22 protein-coding genes are annotated in these 23,079 nt (G+C 57.8%); 2 read left to right on the forward strand and 20 right to left on the reverse strand.

What is annotated here, in order from left to right; all coding sequences use genetic code 11:
• Positions 1-33 precede the first annotated feature (33 nt).
• From M3G15_RS14720 to M3G15_RS14745, 6 genes are all read right to left on the reverse strand, one after another.
• Positions 34-1,617 carry a helix-turn-helix domain-containing protein gene (locus M3G15_RS14720; protein WP_260071364.1) on the reverse strand — a complete coding sequence of 528 codons (1,584 nt, stop codon included), beginning with the start codon at positions 1,615-1,617 and terminating at the stop codon, positions 34-36.
• The gene (locus tag M3G15_RS14725; RefSeq protein WP_260071365.1) at positions 1,614-3,560 is read right to left on the reverse strand and encodes a cache domain-containing sensor histidine kinase; all 1,947 of its coding nucleotides are present in this window, start codon (positions 3,558-3,560) and stop codon (positions 1,614-1,616) included. Before M3G15_RS14725 ends, M3G15_RS14720 begins: the two co-directional genes overlap by 4 nt.
• Positions 3,561-3,600: 40 nt before the next feature.
• Positions 3,601-4,494 carry a carbohydrate ABC transporter permease gene (locus M3G15_RS14730; RefSeq protein ID WP_260071366.1) on the reverse strand — a complete coding sequence of 298 codons (894 nt, stop codon included), beginning with the start codon at positions 4,492-4,494 and terminating at the stop codon, positions 3,601-3,603.
• A 14-nt stretch (positions 4,495-4,508) separates the two neighbouring features.
• A complete protein-coding gene (locus tag M3G15_RS14735) occupies positions 4,509-5,387 on the reverse strand; it encodes a carbohydrate ABC transporter permease (protein ID WP_009224017.1) in 879 nt (292 codons plus the stop codon).
• Between the two features lie 60 nt (positions 5,388-5,447).
• Positions 5,448-6,767, reverse strand: coding sequence for an extracellular solute-binding protein (locus M3G15_RS14740; RefSeq protein ID WP_260071367.1), 1,320 nt, complete (start codon positions 6,765-6,767; stop codon positions 5,448-5,450).
• A 129-nt stretch (positions 6,768-6,896) separates the two neighbouring features.
• The gene (locus M3G15_RS14745) at positions 6,897-7,790 is read right to left on the reverse strand and encodes a TIGR01777 family oxidoreductase (RefSeq protein WP_260071368.1); all 894 of its coding nucleotides are present in this window, start codon (positions 7,788-7,790) and stop codon (positions 6,897-6,899) included.
• 132 nt (positions 7,791-7,922) lie between these two features.
• Here M3G15_RS14745 and M3G15_RS14750 point away from each other — a divergent pair, with 132 nt between their 5' ends.
• Positions 7,923-8,228 carry a putative quinol monooxygenase gene (locus M3G15_RS14750; RefSeq protein WP_260071369.1) on the forward strand — a complete coding sequence of 102 codons (306 nt, stop codon included), beginning with the start codon at positions 7,923-7,925 and terminating at the stop codon, positions 8,226-8,228.
• Between the two features lie 549 nt (positions 8,229-8,777).
• Here M3G15_RS14750 and M3G15_RS14755 read toward each other — a convergent pair.
• The 11 genes from M3G15_RS14755 to M3G15_RS14805 form a co-directional block, all read right to left on the reverse strand.
• Complete coding sequence (locus M3G15_RS14755) at positions 8,778-9,644, reverse strand: SDR family oxidoreductase (protein ID WP_260071370.1); 867 nt, start codon at positions 9,642-9,644, stop codon at positions 8,778-8,780.
• A gap of 162 nt (positions 9,645-9,806) precedes the next feature.
• A complete protein-coding gene (locus M3G15_RS14760) occupies positions 9,807-10,559 on the reverse strand; it encodes an AAA family ATPase (RefSeq protein ID WP_260071371.1) in 753 nt (250 codons plus the stop codon).
• Positions 10,559-12,505: an ABC transporter ATP-binding protein gene (locus tag M3G15_RS14765; RefSeq protein WP_009224011.1), complete on the reverse strand. Its 1,947-nt coding sequence runs from the start codon at positions 12,503-12,505 to the stop codon at positions 10,559-10,561. The genes M3G15_RS14760 and M3G15_RS14765 overlap by 1 nt, the downstream gene beginning before the upstream one ends.
• On the reverse strand, positions 12,483-14,255 hold the full coding sequence (locus tag M3G15_RS14770; RefSeq protein WP_260071372.1) for an ABC transporter ATP-binding protein: 1,773 nt from the start codon (positions 14,253-14,255) through the stop codon (positions 12,483-12,485). Before M3G15_RS14770 ends, M3G15_RS14765 begins: the two co-directional genes overlap by 23 nt.
• Positions 14,256-14,449: 194 nt before the next feature.
• Positions 14,450-15,046 (reverse strand): P-loop nucleotide/nucleoside kinase family protein, encoded by a 597-nt coding sequence (locus tag M3G15_RS14775; RefSeq protein ID WP_036644450.1) that lies wholly within the window; start codon positions 15,044-15,046, stop codon positions 14,450-14,452.
• Positions 15,047-15,160: 114 nt separating this feature from the next.
• A complete protein-coding gene (gene ssuE / locus M3G15_RS14780; protein ID WP_009224008.1) occupies positions 15,161-15,700 on the reverse strand; it encodes an NADPH-dependent FMN reductase in 540 nt (179 codons plus the stop codon).
• Between the two features lie 161 nt (positions 15,701-15,861).
• Entirely contained in the window at positions 15,862-17,499 is a 1,638-nt protein-coding gene (locus M3G15_RS14785; protein WP_260071373.1) for an NAD(P)H-hydrate dehydratase, read from the reverse strand.
• Positions 17,500-17,521: 22 nt separating this feature from the next.
• Positions 17,522-18,190 (reverse strand): NAD(P)-dependent oxidoreductase, encoded by a 669-nt coding sequence (locus M3G15_RS14790; RefSeq protein WP_009224006.1) that lies wholly within the window; start codon positions 18,188-18,190, stop codon positions 17,522-17,524.
• Positions 18,191-18,333: 143 nt separating this feature from the next.
• Positions 18,334-18,711, reverse strand: coding sequence for a DUF1634 domain-containing protein (locus M3G15_RS14795; RefSeq protein ID WP_016313680.1), 378 nt, complete (start codon positions 18,709-18,711; stop codon positions 18,334-18,336).
• A gap of 1 nt (position 18,712) precedes the next feature.
• Positions 18,713-19,519 carry a sulfite exporter TauE/SafE family protein gene (locus M3G15_RS14800; RefSeq protein ID WP_083791430.1) on the reverse strand — a complete coding sequence of 269 codons (807 nt, stop codon included), beginning with the start codon at positions 19,517-19,519 and terminating at the stop codon, positions 18,713-18,715.
• Positions 19,520-19,617: 98 nt separating this feature from the next.
• A complete protein-coding gene (locus M3G15_RS14805; RefSeq protein WP_009224003.1) occupies positions 19,618-20,046 on the reverse strand; it encodes a GNAT family N-acetyltransferase in 429 nt (142 codons plus the stop codon).
• Between the two features lie 133 nt (positions 20,047-20,179).
• On the opposite strand from M3G15_RS14805, the gene M3G15_RS14810 reads away from it, so the two are divergent.
• The gene (locus M3G15_RS14810) at positions 20,180-21,115 is read left to right on the forward strand and encodes a hypothetical protein (RefSeq protein ID WP_198136169.1); all 936 of its coding nucleotides are present in this window, start codon (positions 20,180-20,182) and stop codon (positions 21,113-21,115) included.
• 206 nt (positions 21,116-21,321) lie between these two features.
• On the opposite strand, the gene M3G15_RS14815 is transcribed toward M3G15_RS14810, so the two are convergent.
• From M3G15_RS14815 to cysW, 3 genes are all read right to left on the reverse strand, one after another.
• A complete protein-coding gene (locus tag M3G15_RS14815) occupies positions 21,322-21,546 on the reverse strand; it encodes a YezD family protein (RefSeq protein ID WP_009224001.1) in 225 nt (74 codons plus the stop codon).
• Between the two features lie 369 nt (positions 21,547-21,915).
• A complete protein-coding gene (locus M3G15_RS14820) occupies positions 21,916-22,071 on the reverse strand; it encodes a hypothetical protein (protein WP_157273334.1) in 156 nt (51 codons plus the stop codon).
• A 34-nt stretch (positions 22,072-22,105) separates the two neighbouring features.
• Entirely contained in the window at positions 22,106-22,966 is an 861-nt protein-coding gene (gene cysW, locus M3G15_RS14825) for a sulfate ABC transporter permease subunit CysW (RefSeq protein ID WP_009224000.1), read from the reverse strand.
• Between the last annotated feature and the right edge of the window lie 113 nt (positions 22,967-23,079).

Genomic DNA, 23,079 nt, shown 5'->3' on the forward strand with positions numbered 1-23,079 from the left:
GATGTATTATCGACAGATAACCCTTCCGTGCCGTTAAGCTTGCCGGATCGTTCCTCCCGGCGCCTCCTCGCGAAATTCGCTTGGCGTCTTGCCGGTATGCTTCTTAAAGAGCCGGCTGAAATATTTCACGTCCTCGTATCCGGTGAGTCCGGCGATTTCGCTTACCTTTGCCGGTGATACAGCCAGCAGCTCCATCGCCCGGCGCATTCGTAAGGCGGTAACGTAATCGCCGAAGGTGCTGCCGGTTTCTTTTTTGAACAGCTCGCTGAGATGGCTGGGATGCAGGTGCACATAGGCCGCAACCTGCTGCAAGCTTAGCTCCTCTGCCGGGCAGGACTCCATATAAGCTTTGGCCCGCTGCACATGGGAAGCCTGCCCCTCACCAAGTTGACCGTGATATAAGCTCATGACGGCATGCAGATGACGGAACAGCTCATCCTTCAGCTTCGCACCTCCGATGTGCTGCTGCAACCAAGGCGCGAAGCGTGCGGCCCCTTCCTTCCCTAACGCCCGGAGCGTACGCTCCAGCCAGCGGTGCGCCGCAACGGCCGCCGACTGCAAACAGGCTTGATACGATTCCGGCGTGCATTCCGGATCTGCGGTGAGCTCGTCGGCCAGCCGGTGTGTCCAAGCTCGCAACGCCATCCGATCCTGCTCTAATAAGATCGAGCCGAGCTCGTTCTCCTCTTCTTGTGTGATCACCGTCTTCCCGCCTTTACGATCCGCGAACGCCTGGTAATCCAGCAGCTTCGCGCCGGGGAGCAGATCATGGTAAGCAAAAGCGGCCTGTGCAGTCACATAACTTTGATGCACCTGATCCGGATCCTCCACGGGTACGCCGGCGGCCAAGCGCAGCTGGCAGTTCAGCAAATTTTCGATACGTTCCAGCATTCCCTTGAACCGCTGGCCGCTGGAATGTACCGCGCTCGGTTCGGGTCCGGTCACGCAAACGATCCGCCTCTGATGGATCAACACCGCCGCTCCGGGCAGCAGATCCTCCAGCATATTTTGAACGGCAAACCGCAGCAGCGAATCGGCCTCCTCCTCCTGGCCCCAGCCGCCGGCGGATAGAATCAGCACTTGCCGGTACCACGGATGGCCGAAGTTCTTCAGATCCTGACTCGAACCCGCATGCTTGGGATCCGCAGGAGCCGCTCCCGCCTCACCTTCGATCACCCATTTATACAGCTGCCGCTGCCGTTCTTCCCGGGCCTGCCGATGTGCGCGGGAATCCTCGGCCCGACGCTCCACCAACCGTTGCTTGGCTTGGAGCACCGTCCGGATGATTTCCTCCGGTTTGCTCGTTTTTAACAGGTAATCGCTAACGCCCTGGCGAATCGCCTGTTGGGCATAGGCAAAATCCCCATATCCAGATAAAATGATCACTTCCAGCCCAGGCAAACGTCTCACAGCTTCCTCCGCCAGCTCTAAGCCGGTTTTGCCATTCATCCGTATGTCGGTGATTAAGATATCCGGCCGTTCCACCTCCAGCCGCTCAAGCGCCTCCTCTGCAGAAGCAGCCGGCTGAAGCAGATTTAGTCCAAGCTCGCTCCAGGAAATGACACTGGCCAGCCCGGTCCGGATAATAACCTCATCATCTACAATCAATACATTCATGGCGATTCCTCCATGATCGGAATGGAAAATGAAACCTGCGTGCCCTCGCCTTCCCGGCTGTCAATTGAGAGCCCGGCTTCTCGTCCGTAATGCAAGAGCAGCCGCTCGTTAACGTTGCGCAGCCCGTATCCGGCAGACAACCCCGCAGCTGTTGTTGCCGCTGTTGACGCAGTTGCCGTTATTGCCATGGTTGCTGCTGTTGGGGCTGCTTCGTCCGTAACCGCCGTTGCCGTCGTCTCCGCCAAGGCCGTTCCGGACCTCCCTGACCGCCCGTTCTCCTCCCCGTCAGCTGCGGGCAGCAGCAGCGATTGACGTACCTCCTGCAAACGCTCGGCGTTCATGCCAAGCCCGTCGTCCATGACCGTTACGTTCATGCGTTTTCCCTCCGGCTGTATGAAGATGGTGATGGTACCGATCCCTTCGCGTTTTTGAATCCCATGGATCAAGGCATTTTCCACCAAAGGCTGCAACAGCAGCTTCAGCATCCACTTGTCCTTCAGCGTCTCATCTACGAAATACTCGACGGTAAATTTATCGGGGAAGCGGATCGACTGGACGCGCACATAATTTCGGATATGGGCTACCTCCTGTTCGACCGGGCAGTAATCTTTGCCCTGATTGAGGCTGATCCGCAAGAAGTCGCTTAACCCTTCGACCATATCGGCGATGCGCCGCTCCCCTGACATCAGGGCAATCCAATGGATCGAAGACAACGTATTGTATAAAAAATGAGGATTGATCTGCGCCTGTAATGCACGCAAATCGGCCTCTTTCTTGCGAGCCTCGCCGCGGATCACTTCGCGCTTCAATCGTTCGATATGCGCGCCAAGCATGTTGTAGCTATGACCCAACCGCCCGATCTCATCGTCCGAGGTCGCCGGAAAACGCGGCAAAGGCCGCTCTGGATCGATCCGCGACAAATGACGGGTTAACACGCGCAGCGGCCGGGTAATCCGGCGAACGGTAAACCAAATGAGCAGCGTGCACACGAGCACCGACACACCAACGACCTCGGCGGTTAACGTGAGGATGTAGCGATTCTCCGCCCGGTATTGGTCGTAAGGGACGCTGCCTACCAGCATCCATCCGGTTAAGGGCTCATGACGGTACAGCACCGTCGACTTGCCGTCCCCTTCGCCGTAGATTACGCTACCGCTGATGTTCATACTTGCAGGGAGCGGCTCACTCACGCCGTCTCCTTCCGGGGAGCGACCCGGAAGCAATGCGAACAGGCCGGGCGCATAGTCATCCAGCGGCCGGCCCAGCCTGGACTTGTCGGCGGAGGACAGAATCGTCCCGTCTCCCCCGACCAGTTCCACCTTGCCCATCCCTTGACCAAACTCCGGCGATTCCAGATTGCGGGCCAGCTCCTGTTCATCCAGGCTGATCGCCAGCCAACCCAGCCGTCGAAAATCGTAGATGCTGCGGATCGGCCGAAACAAGGTGATCACCTGCTCCATCCCGGCATAGTCGCGAATTTCGTACACGCCGGACCACGTTTTTCGCCCGCCGGCAATGGCCTTCGCCGCCTCCTCGGGGAGCTCATTTTCATACCAGGTGGCCGTTGATAGCCGCGCGTCGAACCGTTCGGGATAGATCGCGATATTCGCGATATAAGGCTTGGAGGCCGCCAAATTGGTCATTCGCCCGACCAGCTCCGTTCGCTTCGCTTCGTCGTCGTCCGGACCAGCCAGATAAGTTTGCAGATCCCGTTCCCCAATCAGGAAGATCGATAACGTTTCGATATCCTCCAGCATAAAGCGCAAATTGGCGTCCATTTGCTTCAGCATGTCACTGCCGGTCAGCTTCGTTTTCTCCTCCGTAATGTTGGAAGAGATCACAAAGGCGAACAGCCCCAAGGCCAACATCGGCACGATCATGGACCCTGCAACAACCACCGACAGCTTGCGCTGAAGCGACGTAGTCAACCATTTATGCAACATCTTGCGCTCCCCCTTTGCTTCGGTGTAGGATGTTCCTCCCTTATCCTTTCACCGCGCCGGCCGTCATCCCCTTCATCATTTGTTCCTGAAACAGCAAATAGAGGACGATCGTTGGGATAACCGACAGCGTCATCCCCGCGAACGACAAGCCATAATCCGTCTGATAACCGTCAGCGAAGTTGGCGATAGCCAGCGGCAACGTTTTGAGCGCCGTCTTGTTGATGAACACCAGCGCGAAGGAGAAATCGTTCCAGGAATGCAGGAAGCTAAGAATCGTCACCGTCGCCAAAGCCGGAACCGACATCGGCAGCATGATGCGGAAAAATAACCCCCACAGACCGGTCCCATCGATAAACGCCGCCTCCTCCAGCTCACGCGGTACACTCGTCAGGTAGGCCGTCAACACGAACACGGCTGTAGGCAACGCAAAGGCGGTATAAGGCAGAATCAACGCCCAATACGTGTTCAGCAACGACATCTGCTTCATGAGAATAAACAACGGAACCAACGTACTATGAATCGGAATCAGCATCCCGATCACAAAAAAGGTCAGTACCCCGCCTTTCCATCGGAACTGGAAGCGGGCAAGAATAAACGAGGTTAGTGCGGCGATAAACAACGTCAGCACTAGCGAGCCGATCGCCACGAGCACCGAATTGCCAAACGCTGTGCCCAGCCGCGAGCTTTCCCAGGCCCGCGTGAAATTGTCGCCATGCCACACCTGCGGGAGTCCAAAGGGCCGGACGTAGAAATCTTCATTTGTCTTAAACGCACTGATGACCAGCCATAAGAACGGGTACAGCGTGATCACGCCATAAAGCGTCAACAGCCCCCAAAACAAAGTGCGGCCTGTCTTCCTTAACACCCGTCCGCCGCCGCCAACCCCTGCATTTTTCGCGGATAACGTTGTGGTTGTATTGATGTTCAAGTTCATGGTTCCTCCTTTCCTTAAGCGGCATCCTTTTTACGATTGGTCAGCCACTGGCTGGTTCCGATCAACAACAAACTAATGATCATGATGCTGGTGGAAATGGCACTCCCGAACCCGTACCGGTAGGTCGAGAACGTGGAGTTGTACATATACGTCGCCAGCAGCTCCGTCGCATGCGCCGGTCCACCCTTCGTCATGATGTACACCAGGTCGAAGGACTTCAAGCTGCCCGAAATACATAGAATAACCGCCACCTGCACCGTGTTCTTAATCATCGGCAGCGAGATGGTTAGCAGCTTGCGGACGCCGGAGACGCCGTCGATTTTAGCCGCATCGTGAATCTCGCCCGGAATGTTCTGGAGCGCGGACATAAAGATGATGAGATACAATCCAACGTAGCTCCAGATCAGCGGCGGCAGCAGCGAATAGATCGCAATCTTGCCGTCCGAGAGCCAATCCAGCTTCCAACTGGACAATCCCAATGCATCCAGCAAAAAGTTCAGAATCCCAATCTGCGGGTGATAAATGTACTGCCAAATCATCCCAATGACCACCGTGGACAACACCATCGGCAAAAATACCGCTGAGCGCAGGAAGCGCTGCAGCAGGTTGCTCTTGTGCAGCAGCACGGCCAACACGAGAGCGAGTGGAATTTGTCCGAACACCGAGGCCAGCACGAACACGATGTTATTTTTCAGCGCCCGCCAGAATATGGGATCTCGCAGGATTTCCGCATAATTGCTGAGGCCGGTGTATTTCGCTTCGCCGATGCCCGACCAGTTGAAGAAGCCGTAGTAGGCCGACCAGATCACTGGCACGAAGACGAACAGCGAGTAAATCACCAGCGCGGGCAGCAGTCCGGTGATGATAAAGCTCTTGCTGCGCAATGCGTTCATGCTTTCTCACATCCTTAAGAGGAAAAATAATCCCCCTCCCCTGAGGGGAAGGGGTTCGCTTTAATTGGCGGCTACCGATGCAGCCTGTGCATCCTGGATTTTGCGGGCGATATCCTCTGCCTTGCCGCCCATCAGCAGCTCCTGCAGCCCGTTGTTCACCACTTCAACCGTGGCCGAGCCCAGCTTGGAGTCGTAAACCGGAACAATCTTCACACGTTGGATCAGATCGTACAGTTCAACAAACAGCGGATGCGCTTTGCTCTTGTCGAGCTCGATATTGTAGCTGACGAGCGTGCTGCTCTCCAAGGTTGCCTTTTGTCCATCTGGACCTGCCAAGGCGTAGAACAGCTTCATCGCCGCTTCTTTCCGGGCTCCGGTCAGCTTCTTGCTAACCCCGAGACCGGTACCTACGACGCCCGAGGTGGTGTCTGGCGCACCTTTGCCTCCCGGGATTGTCGGAACGATGGTGATATGCGTGTTATCCAGCACTTCCGCCGGTGCGTTGTTCACCAGGTTTGCTAATGCCCAGCCGCCGTTTACAACCATTGCGGCATTCCCTTGGAAGTACAGCTGCATCATTTGCGTTTCATCGATACTGTTGAAGCCGTCTTGGAACGCCTTGATTTCACCAAGCTTCTGGAACGTGGTCAGCGCTTCGACAAACTCAGGATCCGTAAACTTCGCTCCGTCCTGGGCAACCGCCTTCAAGAACCAATCGGTACCGGTAATCCGGTCCGCCAAGGTGCTAAAGAACGTCGACTGTGCGACCCAGTTCGCTTTGTTGCCCAGCGCGATCGGTATGACGCCGTTGTCGTTAAACGTTTTGACCGCCGTCTCCAGCTCTTCCCACGTTTCCGGTACTTTGACGTTATATTTCTTAAACAGGGCATCGTTGTAGAAAATAAACGAGCTTGGCGCCAGGTTCATCGGCACGGAGTAGATTTTTCCGTCCACGGTGTAGCCGTCCAGCGCATTCGGAATGAAATTGTTCTTCCAATCCGGATTGGCATCCAGCTCGTCATTGATCGGCTGCAGCAAATCGCCCTTCACGAATTCCTTCGTCATGGCGTCCGGCCACATGACGAACAAGTCCGGCATTTCGTCGGCCGCAGCTACCGTCCGCAGCCGAGTCTTTAACCCGTCAGTCGGAAGCCCTTCGTCGATGACTTCAATCTCGGGATGCTGGGCCCGAAAGTCCTCGATAATTTTTCGCATGGCCACCGCTTTCGCGTCTTGGCCTGTCCAGTTATGCCAGATAGAGATGCTTACCTTCTCTCCACCATTATCTCCGCTGCCGGAAGCTTCATTCCCCCCGCCGCAACCAGCTAGCAATACCATCAGCATGGCGGCGCTGCACAATAGTGATATCCATTTTTTCATCTTGTTTGATTCCCCCCTTGCTTTGATTAAACCCATTGTAATGTTAGCGCTCTCAAAACATAAGGAGAAGAATCGCGGCACCAGGGGTGAAAAATTTCGGCACTCCACACTCTCTTATGCTCTTAAATGTTAGCCCCTCATTCGACCTACAATTTCCTCCAGCGCTTTCTCCAGCGTATCGTAATGGAAGGTAAATCCCGCCCGTTGCAGCCGTTCCGGCAACACCCAGCGGCTCTTCAGCACCAGCTCGGTTTCCGTGCGAATGAAACGTGCGCCCAGCTCCAGCAACCAGCGCGGTGCGGGCAGGCCGATCGGAACGCCCATCGCCCGGCGCAGGCTGGCCATCAACTCCCGGTTCGTGACCGGGTTCGGAGCGGATGCGTTAAACACGCCGTCCAGCTCAGGGTGCTCCTGCAGGAACCTGACGATTCGGAACAGGTCCTCCATATGAATCCAGCTAAACTGCTGACGGCCGGATCCTTGAGCACCGCCCAGTCCAAAGCGAACCAGGTTCCGCAAGGGGGCCATGACCCCGCCGTCGTCCAGCACGATGGCGATCCGCAAGGCGATTTGCCTTGTAGCCGGGAGGTCAAAGGCAAAAAAAGCCTCCTCCCACGCCTTCGCAACGTCCACCGAAAATCCCGTGCCGATTTCTCCGCCCTCCTCCGTCATCGGGCGGTCTTCTGCATGCCGGTAAATCGTTGCCGTGCTGGAGTTGATCCATAACGCCGGCGGACGGCGGCAAGCCAGGACGCACTCCCCAAGCTGGCGTGTCGTTTCCGTCCGGGAGTTTAAGATCAGACGCCGGTTCTCCGGCGTATAACGGCAATTTACCGATCTGCCGGCCAAATTGATCAGCAGGTCTGCCCCTTCTAACGCCTCCACAATGGCGCTTTGATCCTCCCAAGGGATATGGGGAGCCTGTCTGGAAATGATCTTTACCTCCGCCCCCAGTTCCCGAAACCGCCTCGCAAACGCCTGTCCAACAAACCCCGTCCCCCCGGCCAATACCACTTTTGGCATGCGTTCCACTCCTTCGCCTTGATATTTTATTTAATTATATCATGGAGGGTAAGGAGGGGATTCCGCCTGGGAGTTGCAAACCGAGTAGGGGTAGGAGATAATTCTTCTAACTAAAGATGAGGAGGATGGCCGGTGGACAAGTTCGGCATGTACGCCAAATTCAAGGCGCAACCCGGGACGCGCGACCAGTTGGTCGACATCTTGTTGGAAGCCGCTGCGGGTGCGGGGGCAGCTCCGGACTGTGAGCTGTATGTGGTAAACGTTTCGGAGACGGAGCCCGAGACCGTGTGGGTCACCGAGGTCTGGAGCAGCAAGGAAGCCCACGACGCCTCACTGCAAGATGAAGCCACGCGGGCAATGATTCAGCGGGCCATGCCGTTGATCGCCGGCGTGGAGTCGATTCCGCTCCGCCCGATGGGCGGGAAAGGCATTAACTAGCTGTAGAGTTGCAGAGTTTTGTATAGACGCAAAGTCGAATATTCGCAAAGTCACAGAGTTGCAAAATCGCATAGATGCAAAGCCACATACTCGCTTAATGGCATGGCCGCTAGTAGCAGAGTCGCATAGTTGCTGAGTCGTATATTCACATAGCCGAAGTGTAGCATAGTTGCTGAGTCGTATATTCACATAGCCGAAGTGTCTCAATGTCGCATACCCTGCTAGTCGCAGAGTGGCTTACTCGCATAATCGCATTGCCAAATCCCATGCTAGTCGCAGGTGGAATGTAAAAGTGCAGTTCATTTTCGTTATTTTGGCTCGATTTAGGGCGTTCAAATGTAAAAGTGCAGCTTAAATCCGGTAAAAACTCCTCTTTCCACGGATTTGACCCTGAATGAAATGCACTTTTACATTTCAGCCGCTAAAAATAGCCGGTTTCGCGGAAAATCAACTGCACTTTTGCAGTTGACCCGCCGGCGTCAGCTCCAATGGGAAAGCCGCTGAACGCAAAAAATCCCTGTTCCACTCCCGGAACAGGGATTTTCGTCATTAGGCTTGCAGTTCTTTTACGATGCCGCGAATGGCGTCCACGACCGGAGTTACCGGCCGGCCCAGCAAAGCTTCCAGGTCGCCGCTCGGAACGTCCAGCGCACCTTCGCGAATCGCGCTTTGGATGGAGACGAGGAACGGAACCAACGGTTCCGGCACTCCCGCACCGCGCATCGTTTCCGCATAGGCCGCATCGTCAACATGCTGGACGGGAACTTCACGGCCCAGAACTTCACCGATCTTTTTCGCCAGTTCATCATGCGTCAGCACAGGTCCCGACAGCTCATAAATCTTGTTCTCATGGCCGCTGCCAGCCAACACCGTTGCTGCGGCTTGCGCGTAATCCTCACGCGTCGCCCAGCCAACTTTGCCGTCTCCAGCGGAAGTTACAAGCGGGGCTCCTGCCAAAATGCCTTGGATCGTCCCTGTTTCATTTTCGATGTACCAGTTGTTCCGTAAGAAGGCGTACGGAATGCCCGTTTTCGCAATCGCTTCCTCGGTCGCTTTATGGACGGGGGCTAACGCCAACGGGTTCGCTGCAGCATTCACCACACTCGTATAGGCGATGAACTTAACGCCTGCACGTTCTGCCGCCGCGACAGCCGCCAAGTGCTGGCGAGTCCGCGTATCGTTGTCACCCTGCGTGGATACGATAAGCAGCCGTTCCACACCGGCAAAAGCCGTGTCCAGCGAAGCCGGATCATCAAAATCCCCCTGTCGCACGTCCACGCCGCGCTCGCTTAACGCACTAGCTTTCTGGGGATCGCGTACGCTCACTGCCAGCTGTTCTACTGGCACCGAAGCCAGCAGCGCTTCAACCACCTTGGCGCCGAGTTGCCCCGTCGCCCCTGTCACCAAAATCTTCATCCAAGACTCCTCCTATCAAATGGATTGCCATGAAGTCTACATTCTCACCTGTAACTATTATAGTTACACACCATCGATAAGTCAAAAAAATCTTAAATGATGAATGGTGCCGGGAACGCGGGATGGGTAGACGAAACGGCCGGCTGCTCGATAACCCTTTACTTACTCCTCTCGCAGCAGCTCCCTTAGCATACCCCCCCGACGATTGACGAACTCCTTCATGATGATATAATGGTCGGTCTCCTCCAGCGTGGTTTTCTTGATCCCGTCCGGCGTGAGCTGATACATGAGACTGTCCGGATAGGCCATCAGGATGGGCGAATGCGTGGAAATGATAAATTGGGAGCGACGTCCGACCAACTCATGGATCCGCGACAACATCGCCATCTGCCGGAACGGAGACAACGCCGCCTCCGGTTCGTCCAAGATGTACAGACCGTACCCGCTGAAGCGGTTCATAAACGCAGCGAAAAATGATTCGCCATGCGACATCGCATGCAGCGATTTCCCGCCATAGGAGTTGCGTATAGGTGGGCCAAAACTGTGTTCCCGGTCCAACCGATCGATTTCCGAAGCCAAGTTATAATAGCTCTCCGCCCGGAAAAAGAACCCGTCCCGCGGCCGCATCGGCCCCCTTACGGTTCGAAGATACCGATGCAGATCAGAGTGGGTCTCAGCCGTCGCGAAACTGAAGTTCATCGTGCCGCCTTCCGGGTTAAATCCCAGAGCAACAGCGATGCCCTCCAGCAGCGTGGACTTGCCCATGCCGTTTTCGCCGATGATGTACGTGACTTTCGGGTGGAACTCCAACTGCCCCAGCGACGAGACCGCCGGTAAATGGAAAGGATAGTCGTCAAACGTCGGCACCTCGTCCCGCTGCAACAAGATCCGCCGCAGATAGGCGTTCCACTCCATTAGGCGTCGCCCTCCTCTTGTTCTGCGTCCAAGCCGCCGTGGTACAAGCTGTAATAGAATCCGCGCCGCCGCAGCAGCTCTTCATGCGAGCCCTGCTCGATCAAACGGCCTTCCTTCAGGACCAGAATCTTGTCAGCCTGACGAATGGTATTCAAACGGTGAGCAATCACGAAGCTGGTTCTTCCTTGCATCAGGCGTTGCAGGCCCTCTTGGATTTTGATCTCCGTTACGGTATCGATGCTGCTGGTCGCCTCGTCCAGCACAAGGATCGAAGGATCCGCCAAAATCGCCCGCGCGATGGCCAGCAGCTGCCGTTGCCCTTGGCTGATGCCGCCGCCGTCTGCGCCAAGCACCTTGTCGTAGCCGCCCGGCATCCGCACGATGAAGGAATGCGCATTCGCCAGCTTGGCGGCCTCCTCCACCTCCGCATCGGTCGCATCGAGACGGCCAAAGCGGATATTCTCGCGGATCGTGCCCTGGAACAGGAACGAATCCTGCAGCACAAACGCCATCTGCGATCGCAGGCTGTCGCGCCGGATCGTGCGGATATCGCGTCCGTCGACCGTGATCGTCCCCCGGGACGGTTCGTAGAAGCGCGAGAGCAGCTGGATCAGCGTCGTTTTGCCGGCCCCCGTCGGCCCGACCAAAGCGATCGTCTCGCCCGGATTCGCGGTAAAGCTGATTCCCTCCAGCGTATCGCCGCCCTCGTTTTTATTTTCTTCATAGGAGAAGTACACATTGGAAAAGACCACCTCGCCCCGAACGGACGACAGCTCCACGGCCCCTTGTTCATCACTGGCTTCGATCTCCTCATCCAGCACCTCAAACACCCGCTCCGCACCGGCGATCGCCGACAGCAGCGTGTTCCACTGGTTCGCGAGGTCGTTCAGCGGTCGGGTAAATTGCCGCGCATACTCAACGAACACAACGATCACCCCAACCGTCACTCCGGCGCTCCCGCGCACGGCCAGTACCCCGCCGATCCCTGCCACGATCGCAAAGCTAAGGTTGTTCAGCCCGTTCATCAGCTTTGGAATGAAGCCGGAAATCGTCTGCGCCCAGAAGCTGGAGCTGCGGATCGCACCGTTACGCTCTCGGAAGCCTTGCAGCACCCGCTGCTCTTGTGAGAACGCCTTGATGATCCGCTGCCCCGACAACGTCTCCTCGATGTAGCCGTTCAGGTTGCCGAGATCCTGCTGGCGCCGCTTGTACAGCGGCCCCGTCCGCTTCGTGATCCAACGCATCCCGGCCATCATCAGCGGCACGACGAGGAACGTCAGCAGCGTCAACAGCGGGCTGAGGTACAGCATGACCGTCAGCGTTCCGACCAGCGTCAGCACGCTGGAGAAAATTTGGATCGCCGAGCTGTTTAGCGTTGAGCTGACGTTGTCCATATCATTGGTCAACCGGCTCATAATCTCGCCCTGTTGGCGCTTGCCGTAGTACGGAATCGGCAGCCGGTGCAGCTGGGCGAACAGCTCGGAACGCATGCGGTACACCGTCTCCTGGGCAATGGTGATCATCCAGATATTTTGTAACCAGGAGGTGAGCGACGACCCTGCAAAGACCAGCGTTAGTCCGATGAGAAACAGCACCCACGGCCGGCCGCTGCCGGCCTCTAAGTACTCATCGATTGCCACCCCAACCAAATAAGGACCCAACAGCGCTAATCCTGAGCTGAATACAACCATCAGCAGGACCGCGGCCAGCCGGGCTTTGTGAGCAGATAGATAACTCCAAATTCGGCTTAGCGTGCCGGACCAATTCTTCGCTCGCAGTTTGGGCCGTACGCTGCCGGGTCCACCGCCGTGGCCGGGCCGGCGAGGCGCAGTCGCCGCAGGAGTTGGATCCTGCCGGGAGCCTCCGCCCTGCTGTGCAACCTGTGATAGTGGATCCAGCTTCGGGTACGGATGCCGGAACGGTTCAGTGAAGGTCTTGAACGGCATGAGCTTCCGCCTCCTTTCCTAGCTGGGATTCGCAAATCCGCCGGTATAATTCCGAATGCTGCAGCAATTCCTCGTGTTTGCCGCTGGCGATCAACCGCCCGTCATCCAGGAGCAGGATCAGATCCGCCGTCATTGTGGAGCTGATCTTCTGCGTCACCAGCAGCGTCGTGCAGGACAAGCGCGAGATCTCCTTCAACAAGGCCGCCTCCGTTCGGACGTCCAGCGCGCTCGTGCTGTCGTCTAGGATGAGGATGGCTGGGCGGCGGACCAAGGCCCGGGCGATCGACAGGCGCTGCTTCTGTCCGCCGGACAGATTCACGCCGCGTTGCCCAAGCCGCGTCTCATAACCCTGCGGCTGCCGCTCGATCGTGTCATGAATCTGCGCCTGCCGGGCTGCAGTCTGGATTTGCTCCAGCGTAGCGTCCTCGCGCCCCCAGGCGATATTTTCCCGGATCGTACCAGAGAATAACATCACTTCCTGCGGCACATAACCGATGGAACGGCGCAGCCGTTTCCGATCCAGCTCGCGAATGTCCGTTCCATCGATGAGGATCGTACCTTCCGTGGGCTCATACATGCCTGGAATCAACTGGACAAGCGATGATTTCCCTGAGCCGGTGGCCCCCAGGATGGCGATTCGCTGTCCCGGCTCCGCCGTAAACGAAATCCGCTCCAGCGCCATCACATCGCGACCCGGGTAGCGGAACGAGACCTCGCGAAATTCAATGCGGCCTTGGATCGGCGCCGCCTCTCCTTCCGCATCTGCACCGCTTGCCCCTCCTGCGCGGCTTTCCCGTTCGCCTACCGGATCGCTCTCCTCCAGCACCTCGCGCACCCGACCGGCGGATGCCGCTCCCCGCGACAAGGAGCTCATGATCCAGGACAACGCGGACAACGCGCCAATCGTACGCAGCGAATAGTTGATCACGGCGACGACTTCACCAACGCTGGCGCCCCCGTCCGCAATCTCGATTCGGCCAAACCACAGCACCGCGATGATCCCGGCGTTCATGATAAACAGCAGGAACGGCATTGTCGTCTCCGTCAGCTTCAAAGCGGCGACCGTGCCCTCCCGCAGCTCGCGGTTGCGCTGCTCAAAGCGCCCAATCTCGTGCGACATCCGGACGAACACGCGGATCAGCCGCATGCCGGTCAAATTTTCCTGGATCAGGCCGTTCACATTATCCGTTCGCCGCTGCACCGTACGAAATAAAGCGGACGCTTTACGGATCATCCACAGGACGAACGCCAGCAAGACGGGAACGGTCAACGTCAGCAGCAGCCCCAGCTTCACATGCACGACCAGCGCCATCACCACACTCCCGACAACAATCAGCGGCACCCGTGACGCAAAGCGCAGGCACATGAAGATCACGTCCTGCAACACCGTAATATCCCCGGTCAGCCGGGTGATCAACGACGAAGCAGCAAATCGGTTAAACACCTCGTACGAAAAAGACTGCACCTTCTCGTACAGCTTGTCGCGCAGATCGTACCCGAAGCCTTGGCTCACATGCGAGGCGAAAAAGGAACTGGCGATCCCGGCGAGAAATGCCGCCAACGCGCTTCCCATCAGCACCCCGCCCCAAATCCAGGCGACGGACACTGCGTGCTGCCGAATCCCGTGGTCGATGATCCGCGAGATGATCAGCGGTTGAACCAGCTCCACTGCCAGCTCAATCAGCAGCATCACTATCGCGGAGATGGCGGCGATGCGGTATTTTTTGAAAATAGCGGTCATGACGGACATCCTGATACCTCCAGTGCGGGTGATTCCGTAAGAATCGCCAATTGGGTGAACTATGTTGTTTTTTATTATAAATCAGTTGGGAGGGCTTGTGTATTTTTCCAGCGGAAAACAAGCGTACAACACGCTATAGCAAAAAAGCCCTTCCTGTCCGGAATCAACCGGATCTCAGGAAGGGCATGATGTATGCCTTTAGCTTAATTTTGTTCCCCAACGATAAATTGGTAAATGCCGTCCACTTTCTCCTCCGTCAGCTCGCCGCTGTTGTCGAACACAAGAATCGATGAAGACGGGATGTCCCAATTAATCTCCGGCACGAATTGCACGCGGTGCTTAAAATCGTCCCAATGCTCCAGCTTCCACGTATCGCGGTCCGTACAGCGCTCGATAATCCGTTCCTTTTGGGTTTCCATGTCCTTGAGCGTCACGACAACCACCTTCACGTCCACTTCCTTCTTGGTGAGACCCGCCTCTTGAAGCAGCGTTTCGATCCAGTCTTTGTTCTTCAGTTCCGCCGTGAACGGGGAAATCATAAATACGTTTTGGCCGGCCGCCAAATTTTCGATGCAGATGTCCCGCGTCGTATCGTATTCCAGGTCACGCAGGTGCTGCTTGTAAAAATCGGAATCCCGGTCGTTCACGTCCAGACCGTTCATCGCCAGAATCTTCTCGACACAGCGGCCGCCCACCGTATCCCGATCCAAAAAAGCCGCCGGCATCCGTCTTGCCAGCTTGCGAGCCACCGTCGTTTTCCCCGTTCCAGCGACTCCTACGAAAAAGACCAATTTCAACATGATGTCCAAAAATCCCCCTTCGACAATTGCGAGCAGATATACCTTTTGTCCTATTGTACGATATTGGATTCTCCGCAATCCAAACATGTGTTGCCATGATTCTTTTGGTTTGGCTTAAGACTGTTGGCGCAGGCGCGTTTCCCGGGCGAGCTCCTTCACGTTCTCCTCCAGCCGGGTGCGCAGCTCCCCGGCAATATCGAAGCCGCCGGATTCGGTGCGTGCTACCTGGGCGTCCACCGTATACACACCGCCCAAAATATAACGTGCGCCCAACGCGGACAAAACCGGCTTCAGCGCATAATCGATCGTCAGCAGATGCGCCAGACTGCCTCCAATAAAGAGCGGCAGCACGACTTTGCCGGCCAGGCCTTTTTGCGGCACGAGATCAAGGAACGTCTTCAGCACGCCGGTATACGACGCCTGATAGACGGGGCTGGCGACAACCACCGCGTCCGCCGCGGCGACCAGCGCATTCGCTTTGACGATCGCTTCACTTTCAAATTTCGTATGGATCAAATCCTCCGGCGGCAGCTCCACCACGTTCACATGGCTGACTTCGAAGCCCTCACCGCGCAGCAATTCCTCCGTCAACGCAATGACGGCCCCTAGCCGGGAGCCTGGTGTTGGACTGCCGTTAATAATCGTCACTTTCATATCGGATTCTCCCCTTATCTGCGACGGAGGTTCGTTTTCTCGCGAACCCCGGCCATTTGCCTAAATTTTAAAACGATGCTATCAATATTTGCTTGAAAAGTCAATGCAAACCGCGCCGCCGAAGGGCAATCCGGCGGCGGGCGGCATAAAGGCGCAGCGGGTTACAGCGCCTCGATGATATCCCCGGCGATGAGCGACGCCGGGTTACCCTTCCGGGCCGCGGCCGCGCGCTCGCCGGCCTGGCCGTGGAGGTACACGCCGAACGCCGCCGCTTGCACGGCGTCCAGGCCCTGGGCGAGCAGCCCGGCGATCAGGCCGGTCAACACGTCCCCCGAGCCCCCGGTCGCCATGCCGGGGTGCCCGGTGACGTTGACGAACACGCGGCCGTCCGGGGCCGCTACCACGGTGCGCGCGCCTTTCAGCACGAGCGTTACGCCGTGCTGAACCGCATAGCGCCGCGCCAGCCCGATGCGGTCCCGCTGCACCTCGGCCGTGGAGAGGCCGGCCAGCCGGGCCATTTCGCCGGGATGCGGCGTCAGGATCGCCGCCGCGTCCCGGCGAGGCCACGCCGCCGGCGCGCCCGCGGCGGCGAGGATGTTCAGGGCGTCCGCGTCCACAACGAGAGGACGCGGGGCGCCCTCCCAGACGGCGCGCAGGAAGCCGTCCTCGCCCGGGAAGCGGCCCAGCCCCGGGCCGATGGCGAGCACGTCGCGCGCCTCCAGCAGCCGCAGCAGCTCGGACGCCGCTGCGGCGTTCCAGGCGCCGGCTTCGCCGCCGGCCGGCGCCAGCATCAGCTCGGGCACGGCCCCGAGCACCTGCGGCAGCAGCGCCTCCGGCAGCGCCCACGTGACGAGGCCGCTGCCGGCGCGGAGCGCGGCTTTGGCGGCCAGCAAGCCGGCGCCGCTCATCGTGAGGCTGCCCGCCGCCAGCAGCACGTGCCCGTACGTGCCCTTGTGGCCGTCGGCCTCGCGCCGCCGCCCCGGGTCCACCCCGAGCTCGCCGCGCAGCGACTCCTCGGTGAGCAGCACCCCGGCTTCCGCCATCCCCGGCGGAAGCGCGCGGGGAATGCCGATATAGCGGACGATCACGTCCCCCGCCGCCTTCGCGCCCGGATACTGCGTCAGCCCCGCCTTCAAGAAGGCGAGACAGACGGTGATCCGGGCCTCTATGCATGGGTCGTGTACCGCGCCGGTATCGGCATCCAGCCCGCTGGGGATGTCGGCTGCCACGATCGGCAGCCGGCTCTCATTCGCCTCCCGAATCAGGGAGGCGTAGGCCCCCCGGGGCGCTCCTTTCGCCCCGGTGCCCAGCAAGGCGTCCACGATCCCCGTCACCCCACGGGATCGGGCCGCCGCCACCGCGCCGGGCGTGTACACCTCGCCCGGCAGCCCCAGCGCTGCAGCGATCGCATGCTGCAGCGCAGCTTCGCCGCCGAGTCGCTCCGGCTCCTCGGCGTACAGCAGGCTCACCCGAACGCCCGCATCCACCAAATGGCGGGCGCACACCAGGCCGTCGCCACCGTTATTTCCCTTGCCGATGAGAATCAGCCAATGCTCTTCCGGCCACGCTGGCGGGCTGCCCAGATCCCGGTCCAAGCTGTCCGCACCAGCTGGACGCTCGCGGATCGTCTCCTCGGGGCGCTCCGGCAGCCGCCCTTCCCGCCGTTGCCGGCAAAAAAGCAGCACCTCCTCGGCAATCGCCCGCCCGGCGTTCTCCATTAACGCGACCGCCGGAATGCCGATCTGCTCAATCGCATAGCGGTCGACGGCACGCATTTGCTCGGATGTCACGAATTTCACTGGTTCTCCTCCCCCATCTAACCTAGTACCCTACGGTAAAACGGGTGCCGATATAATACGGGTCCTCCGCTTCGTCCAGGAGGGCTGCTGCGTAATCCTCCGCCGTAATCCGGCTGTGATCCCGTTCGTCGACGACCAGACGGTCTAACCCTAAGCGGAACATCCCTGTGCGCTTCCCGGGCTCGATGAGCGCCGGCGGACTTAACACCGTCCACTCCAGGTCCGACGCCCGGTAGAGGTTCAGCGCTTCTTCATGGGCCCGGGCCAACGGCCGCACCTCCTCCGGAAACTCGGGCGTGTCCATGAGCCGCACACCTGGAGCAACTTCCAAGCCGCCTGCTCCGCCCACAGCGATCAGACGGCGGACACCGCCGCGCTTTACGCCTTCAATCAGCGAACGCGTGGCTTCCAGGAGCTCGTCCTCCTCCCCCAAGCGCGGCCCATACGCGCTGATCACAAGGTCTTGTCCTTGAACCAGCCGGGCGATGGAATCGGGGACCAAAATATCCCCTTCCTTCCGTATCAAATGCCCGGCCCTTTTGGAATCCGTCGGAACGAGATCAGTCACCCCCGTTTCGGCCGCCCGCGCCGGATCTCTGACCACTGCCGTCACTTCATGCCCGCGTTGCAGCGCCTCCACCGCGATTCTTTTTCCAATCATGCCCGTTGCGCCAAATAATACGATCTTCATCTATCGGTACGCCCTTTCTTCGCTGTTGGATGCGATTCCCAAGTTTTGCTGCTTACATTATAATCATCCTGCCCCCGCAAGTCCAAAAACAAAAGGGCTTCCCCCGCCGCGCGGTCAGAAAGCCCCAGATTCCCGCGATTCCCTTAGCCCGCCTTCCCCAAAGCGAAGCTCAGGATCAAGATGATAAACACAATGGCAGTAATAACTACGTACCGGTAGTCCTTCTCCGCCCAGAACAAAAAGAGCGAGACGAACACCCGAAATACCGGCGTCAAAATGAGCAGCAGCAAACCGGTCTGGATGACCGCAACCGACTTCAAGGCCAGCAAGCCGGACATGATCGCGCCAAAGCTGGTAGGGTACGTATCCCCCGGGTATCCGCTGTCGCCCGTGACCAAAAACTGGATGAGCCCAATTACGATCACAGCGGCAGCGAGGATCACGCCAACCCGGAGCATTTTGCTGATGGCCGTCTCAATCTCAAAGGTGCGGTTTTGCGTTGTCTCGTTATGGTCGCCCATGTCAGCCCCTCCATCCTTGATAGATCATTTGAAACGCCACGTACACCATGACCGGGATAAACAGCTTGCGGATCGTTTTACTCTTCATGCGCTGCATCAGGCGTGAACCGACGGTGGCTCCGATCAAAACGCCCAGGGCAACGGGAGCCGAAATCACCGGAATTATGTCCCCGCGGAGCAAATAGATCCCCGCACTGGCCGCCGCCGTAACGCCCATCATAAAATTGCTGGTGGCACTCGACACTTTCAGCGGCATTTTCATAAACACGTCCATCGCCATCACCTTAAAACTCCCGCTGCCAATGCCCAATAGCCCGGAAATGACGCCCGCACCGTACATGACTCCAAAGCCTTCGTACACACGGTCTACGTTATAGGCGACGGTCTTGCCCAGCGCCTTGTCGTAATACTCCCCTTGCAGCCCCAGCTTTTCGGCCACCGGATGCAGCGGAACGTTTTCCGGAACCTCTTGTTTGCTTTTTTTGATCATGGCATAGGCCGAGTAGAGCAGCAGTAAGGCAAAAATAATATACAAAAACCGCGGGGCAATCAACGCCCCGATAAATGCTCCGGTAATCGCCCCGACCGTCGTGGCGATCTCCAGAAACATGCCGACCCGCAAATTGGTGATCCGGTCGCGAATGTACGCCACCGCCGATCCGCTTGAAGTGGCGATGACGGAAATGATGCTCGCCCCGATGGCATGGTTGATGTCCACGCCAAACAGCAGCGTCAGCGCAGGGGTCACGATAATTCCGCCGCCCAATCCGAGAATCGAGCCCACGATCCCCGCCAGAATCGCGATCATAAAAATTTCAATTACTGTCGTAGTCAATCCGATGGCATCTCCTTTGCCCTTTACTCACCGGAGGGCTTCACTTGCTGCAAGCCTTCCCCTTGCTCACGCTATCGTTGTCTCCAATACATCCCCAGTCCGCCAGGAGCGGTATATTCGAAGCCGAAACGCCGGTACAACTTGTCTGCCGGCACATCCGCGATCAGGCTGACATAAGTTAAAGGCGGCGCATGTTGCTCCAGGAACCCCATAATTTCGCTCATGATCAATGTGCCTAAGCCCTTTCCCTGAAGATCCGGGCGCACAGCGATGTCCACCACCTGCAAAAAGCAGCCTCCATCTCCCACGACTCTTCCCATCCCCGCTAATCCCGCATCATCGTACAACGAGACGGCGAAGATGGAGTTGCTTAGGCCAATCTCTGCTCCTTCTGCGCTGCGCGGACTCATTCCCGCTAGTTCACGAAGCCTCAGGTAATCCGTAACTTCGGGCGCTTCGTATCTGATCTTCACATCGGCCCCCGATTGTTGTTCATTCATGCCGTTCCCTCCGCCTGCCGTTTTTTTGTGTAAGTTTTCACCAATTTCAAGTATATCATATTTACAAAACTCCTGACTCAAGCTTGAATCCGAACGGCACCTGTGCAATAGTGAAAGGAGGAATATGGAAAGGGTGATCGCCGTGTCACTTTCGGAATGGGTTTCTTGGCTACAGAGCCCTGATCATGCCGCGCTGGCTGCCTTTCTGGCATTGTCTGCGTTCCTTGCACTTTATGTCGCATCGCGCAACAAACTCATTCGGGACGAGCGAATCCGGCTGGATTACATTAACTCGACCTTGGAACGCTATGCGGCAGCTGCGGGGTCGTTGATGTCTGCAACGGAATCATCTTCGTCAACGCTCCCGGACCCCAGCGCCCTGCGGGACAAGCTGCTGGCTTGCCGGGCCGCGCCTTATGTCAGCGAAAATGTGCTCGCGCAAATCTCCGCGTTTACCGAGGATGATGACGCCTCTCGCCTGCCTCTGCTGCTGAGAACCATCGAGCGGGAAAGCGAGACGCTGATCGCCGAACGGGACAAGCTGCTCCGCCAAATGGAAGGTCCTGGCTGGGGAAGCTGGCTATGGCGCATTTTTCGGCCCGTTTTGCCGGGAGTGCTCGCCGCCGCCTTCTTTATCTCACTGCTCTGGTTGTGGCACCTGCTGGACACAAGCCTCTCCAGCGGTGCGGGAAGCGAAAGCGCGCGGGAATTGGCGCTCGACTGGATGCAACTGGCCTCGACCTGGTTTGCGCTGCTCATGCTTTCCTTGGCCGTGATGGGCGGGCGGAACCGGCACGTTAACGCGGTACCGGCCCGGCTGCTAGCGGCCTTGATCGCCGTGCTGGCCGTAGGACATTGGGCCGGTTCTTGGCTTGCCCCATATCTACTCGGGGCACAGCTGCTGCTGTTTCTCGGCGGTTTCCGCCTCAACAGCCGCAAACCGCGGAGGGCGCGTCCGTACGTTGGCCATGATCCGCTGCCGATGACACCCAAGGCTTCAGACGCCGTCTCCTCCGAAGCCGTGCAAGCGCTAAGCCATAAGGGCGACGAAGGCGAAACGACGCAATAAGAAAAAAATCTGAAACGCAAACAACCCCGATTCCTTGAGGCGGACAGGCCTTCTGCCTGACTGCCCGGAATCGGGGTTGTTTTTTGCCTTGGATGATGTTTTCGATGTTATTCGGCTTGTTGTTTTCGTGTTGCTCCTCGTTCTCCATTTTGGATTCAGTCTTTGTGCTCGTTCTGGTTCTGGTTCTTGTGGAGCCTGGCAGCCGCTTAACGCTGTCTAGATTCACGCAAAGGTTTGGCCGTATGACGGGAAGCTCCGGTAGCCCTGGAGGCATTGCCCGGGTTCAACTCGTAACGTCTGCGCTCCGTACGTTCCATTTGCACGATTTGGCCTTCATGGACAACGATGTTCAATGAACCGAATTCCATGCCGCCCAGCAGCTCAGCAATCCGTTCCAGCCAAATTTCATCAACTTGCAATGGTTTCGCCATCCCCCTACCCCTCCCCTGATTTAGGTATATAGGTAAATCAATAGTTCTCGCTGGATCCCAGGCACTTTCGCTAAACAGCCCAGTCAGCGCCCAATCTTGAATTCAGCCGAGCCTTCCGACCACTTGCAACATCCCTACGCCAAGCTCATGCTCAAACGACTGCATGTTTCCACGTTCGTCACACACTTCTAACGGAACCTAGCGCCGCTAATTGTGCTTTTCGCGGGTGTTTCCAATTCTAACGGAACGAGGAGACCTTATTTCGGACGATCTCTGTTCTTTCTCTACTTTTTCTGCCCAATAAGGTCTCTTGGTTCCGTTACAGCGGGAAATGTCCGGGAAATAGGCCAATAAGGGCTTTACGTTCCGTTAGATGCTGAGCCCCACAGGATCTGGCGTGCGCTTGCACAGAATCCAGCCTTCACCCTTCGCGGAACCGCCTCCCCGGAAGCTATCCCCGGCTTCACCCAGAAGGCTCTCCCCGTGCTTCCCCGCTCCATCTCTTCCCAAGGCCAGCCTGCGCAACTGGCGCACCCCTTGTCCCTGGTCTCAACCCTCCCTAATGACGGCTTTGGCGAGTGAACCAGCCTTTGAGCAGCAGGGTCACAAGCGCCAGCAGAAGCAAGAGAGAGGCTACCGCAAAGGACGCGGAAAATTGGTATTCGTTATACAAAATCTCCACGTGCAGCGGCAATGTGTTGGTTTCTCCCCGGATGTGGCCCGAGACGACGGAGACAGCGCCGAATTCTCCCATCGCTCGCGCATTACAAAGAACAATTCCGTACAATAAACCCCATTTGATGTTCGGGAGCGTGACCTTCCAGAAGATCCGGAAGCCCCGCGCTCCCAGCGTGATTGCAGCTTCCTCCTCCTGCTGCCCCTGGTCCTCCATCAGCGGAATGAGCTCACGGGCTACAAACGGGAAGGTCACGAACAACGTCGCCAAGATGATGCCTGGCAGAGCAAAAATAATCGAGATATGATGCTCCTCCAGCCACGGTCCGAACCACCCGTGCGAGCCATAGACCAGCACGTAGATCAGACCGCCGATCACCGGCGATACGGCAAACGGCAAGTCGATTAACGTGACCAGCACCTGCTTGCCGCGAAATTTAAATTTGGTGACGGCCCAGGCGGCAGCCACTCCAAAGATGGTATTCAGCGGGACGGTAATCAAAGCGACGAGCAGCGTCAGCCGCAGTGCGGATAATGCATCCGGGTCACGGATGGCTGCTACGTAGACGTCCCAGCCTTTCTTGAGCGCCTCCGTCAGGACGACGGCAAGCGGCAACACGATGAGCCACAGCAGGACCAGTGCGGCCGCCGTGATCAGCACCCACTTGATTACGCCAGAACCCTGCCCCGCCTGCTTCCGCGGAGCCGTTGGCTTGCTTGCTGCTAATGGCACAGAACCGGCCATCCTCTTCCCTCCCTATCGATTGGCGTTCCCGAGCTTGCCTATGCTCACCGGGCAGATAGCATCTCGTGATCGTCAGCTCTCCCCATCGGCAACACTCGTTATCGTGAGTCCGC

The organism is Paenibacillus sp. p3-SID1389 (assembly GCF_025151705.1).
GTDB lineage: Bacteria > Bacillota > Bacilli > Paenibacillales > Paenibacillaceae > Fontibacillus > Fontibacillus phoenicis.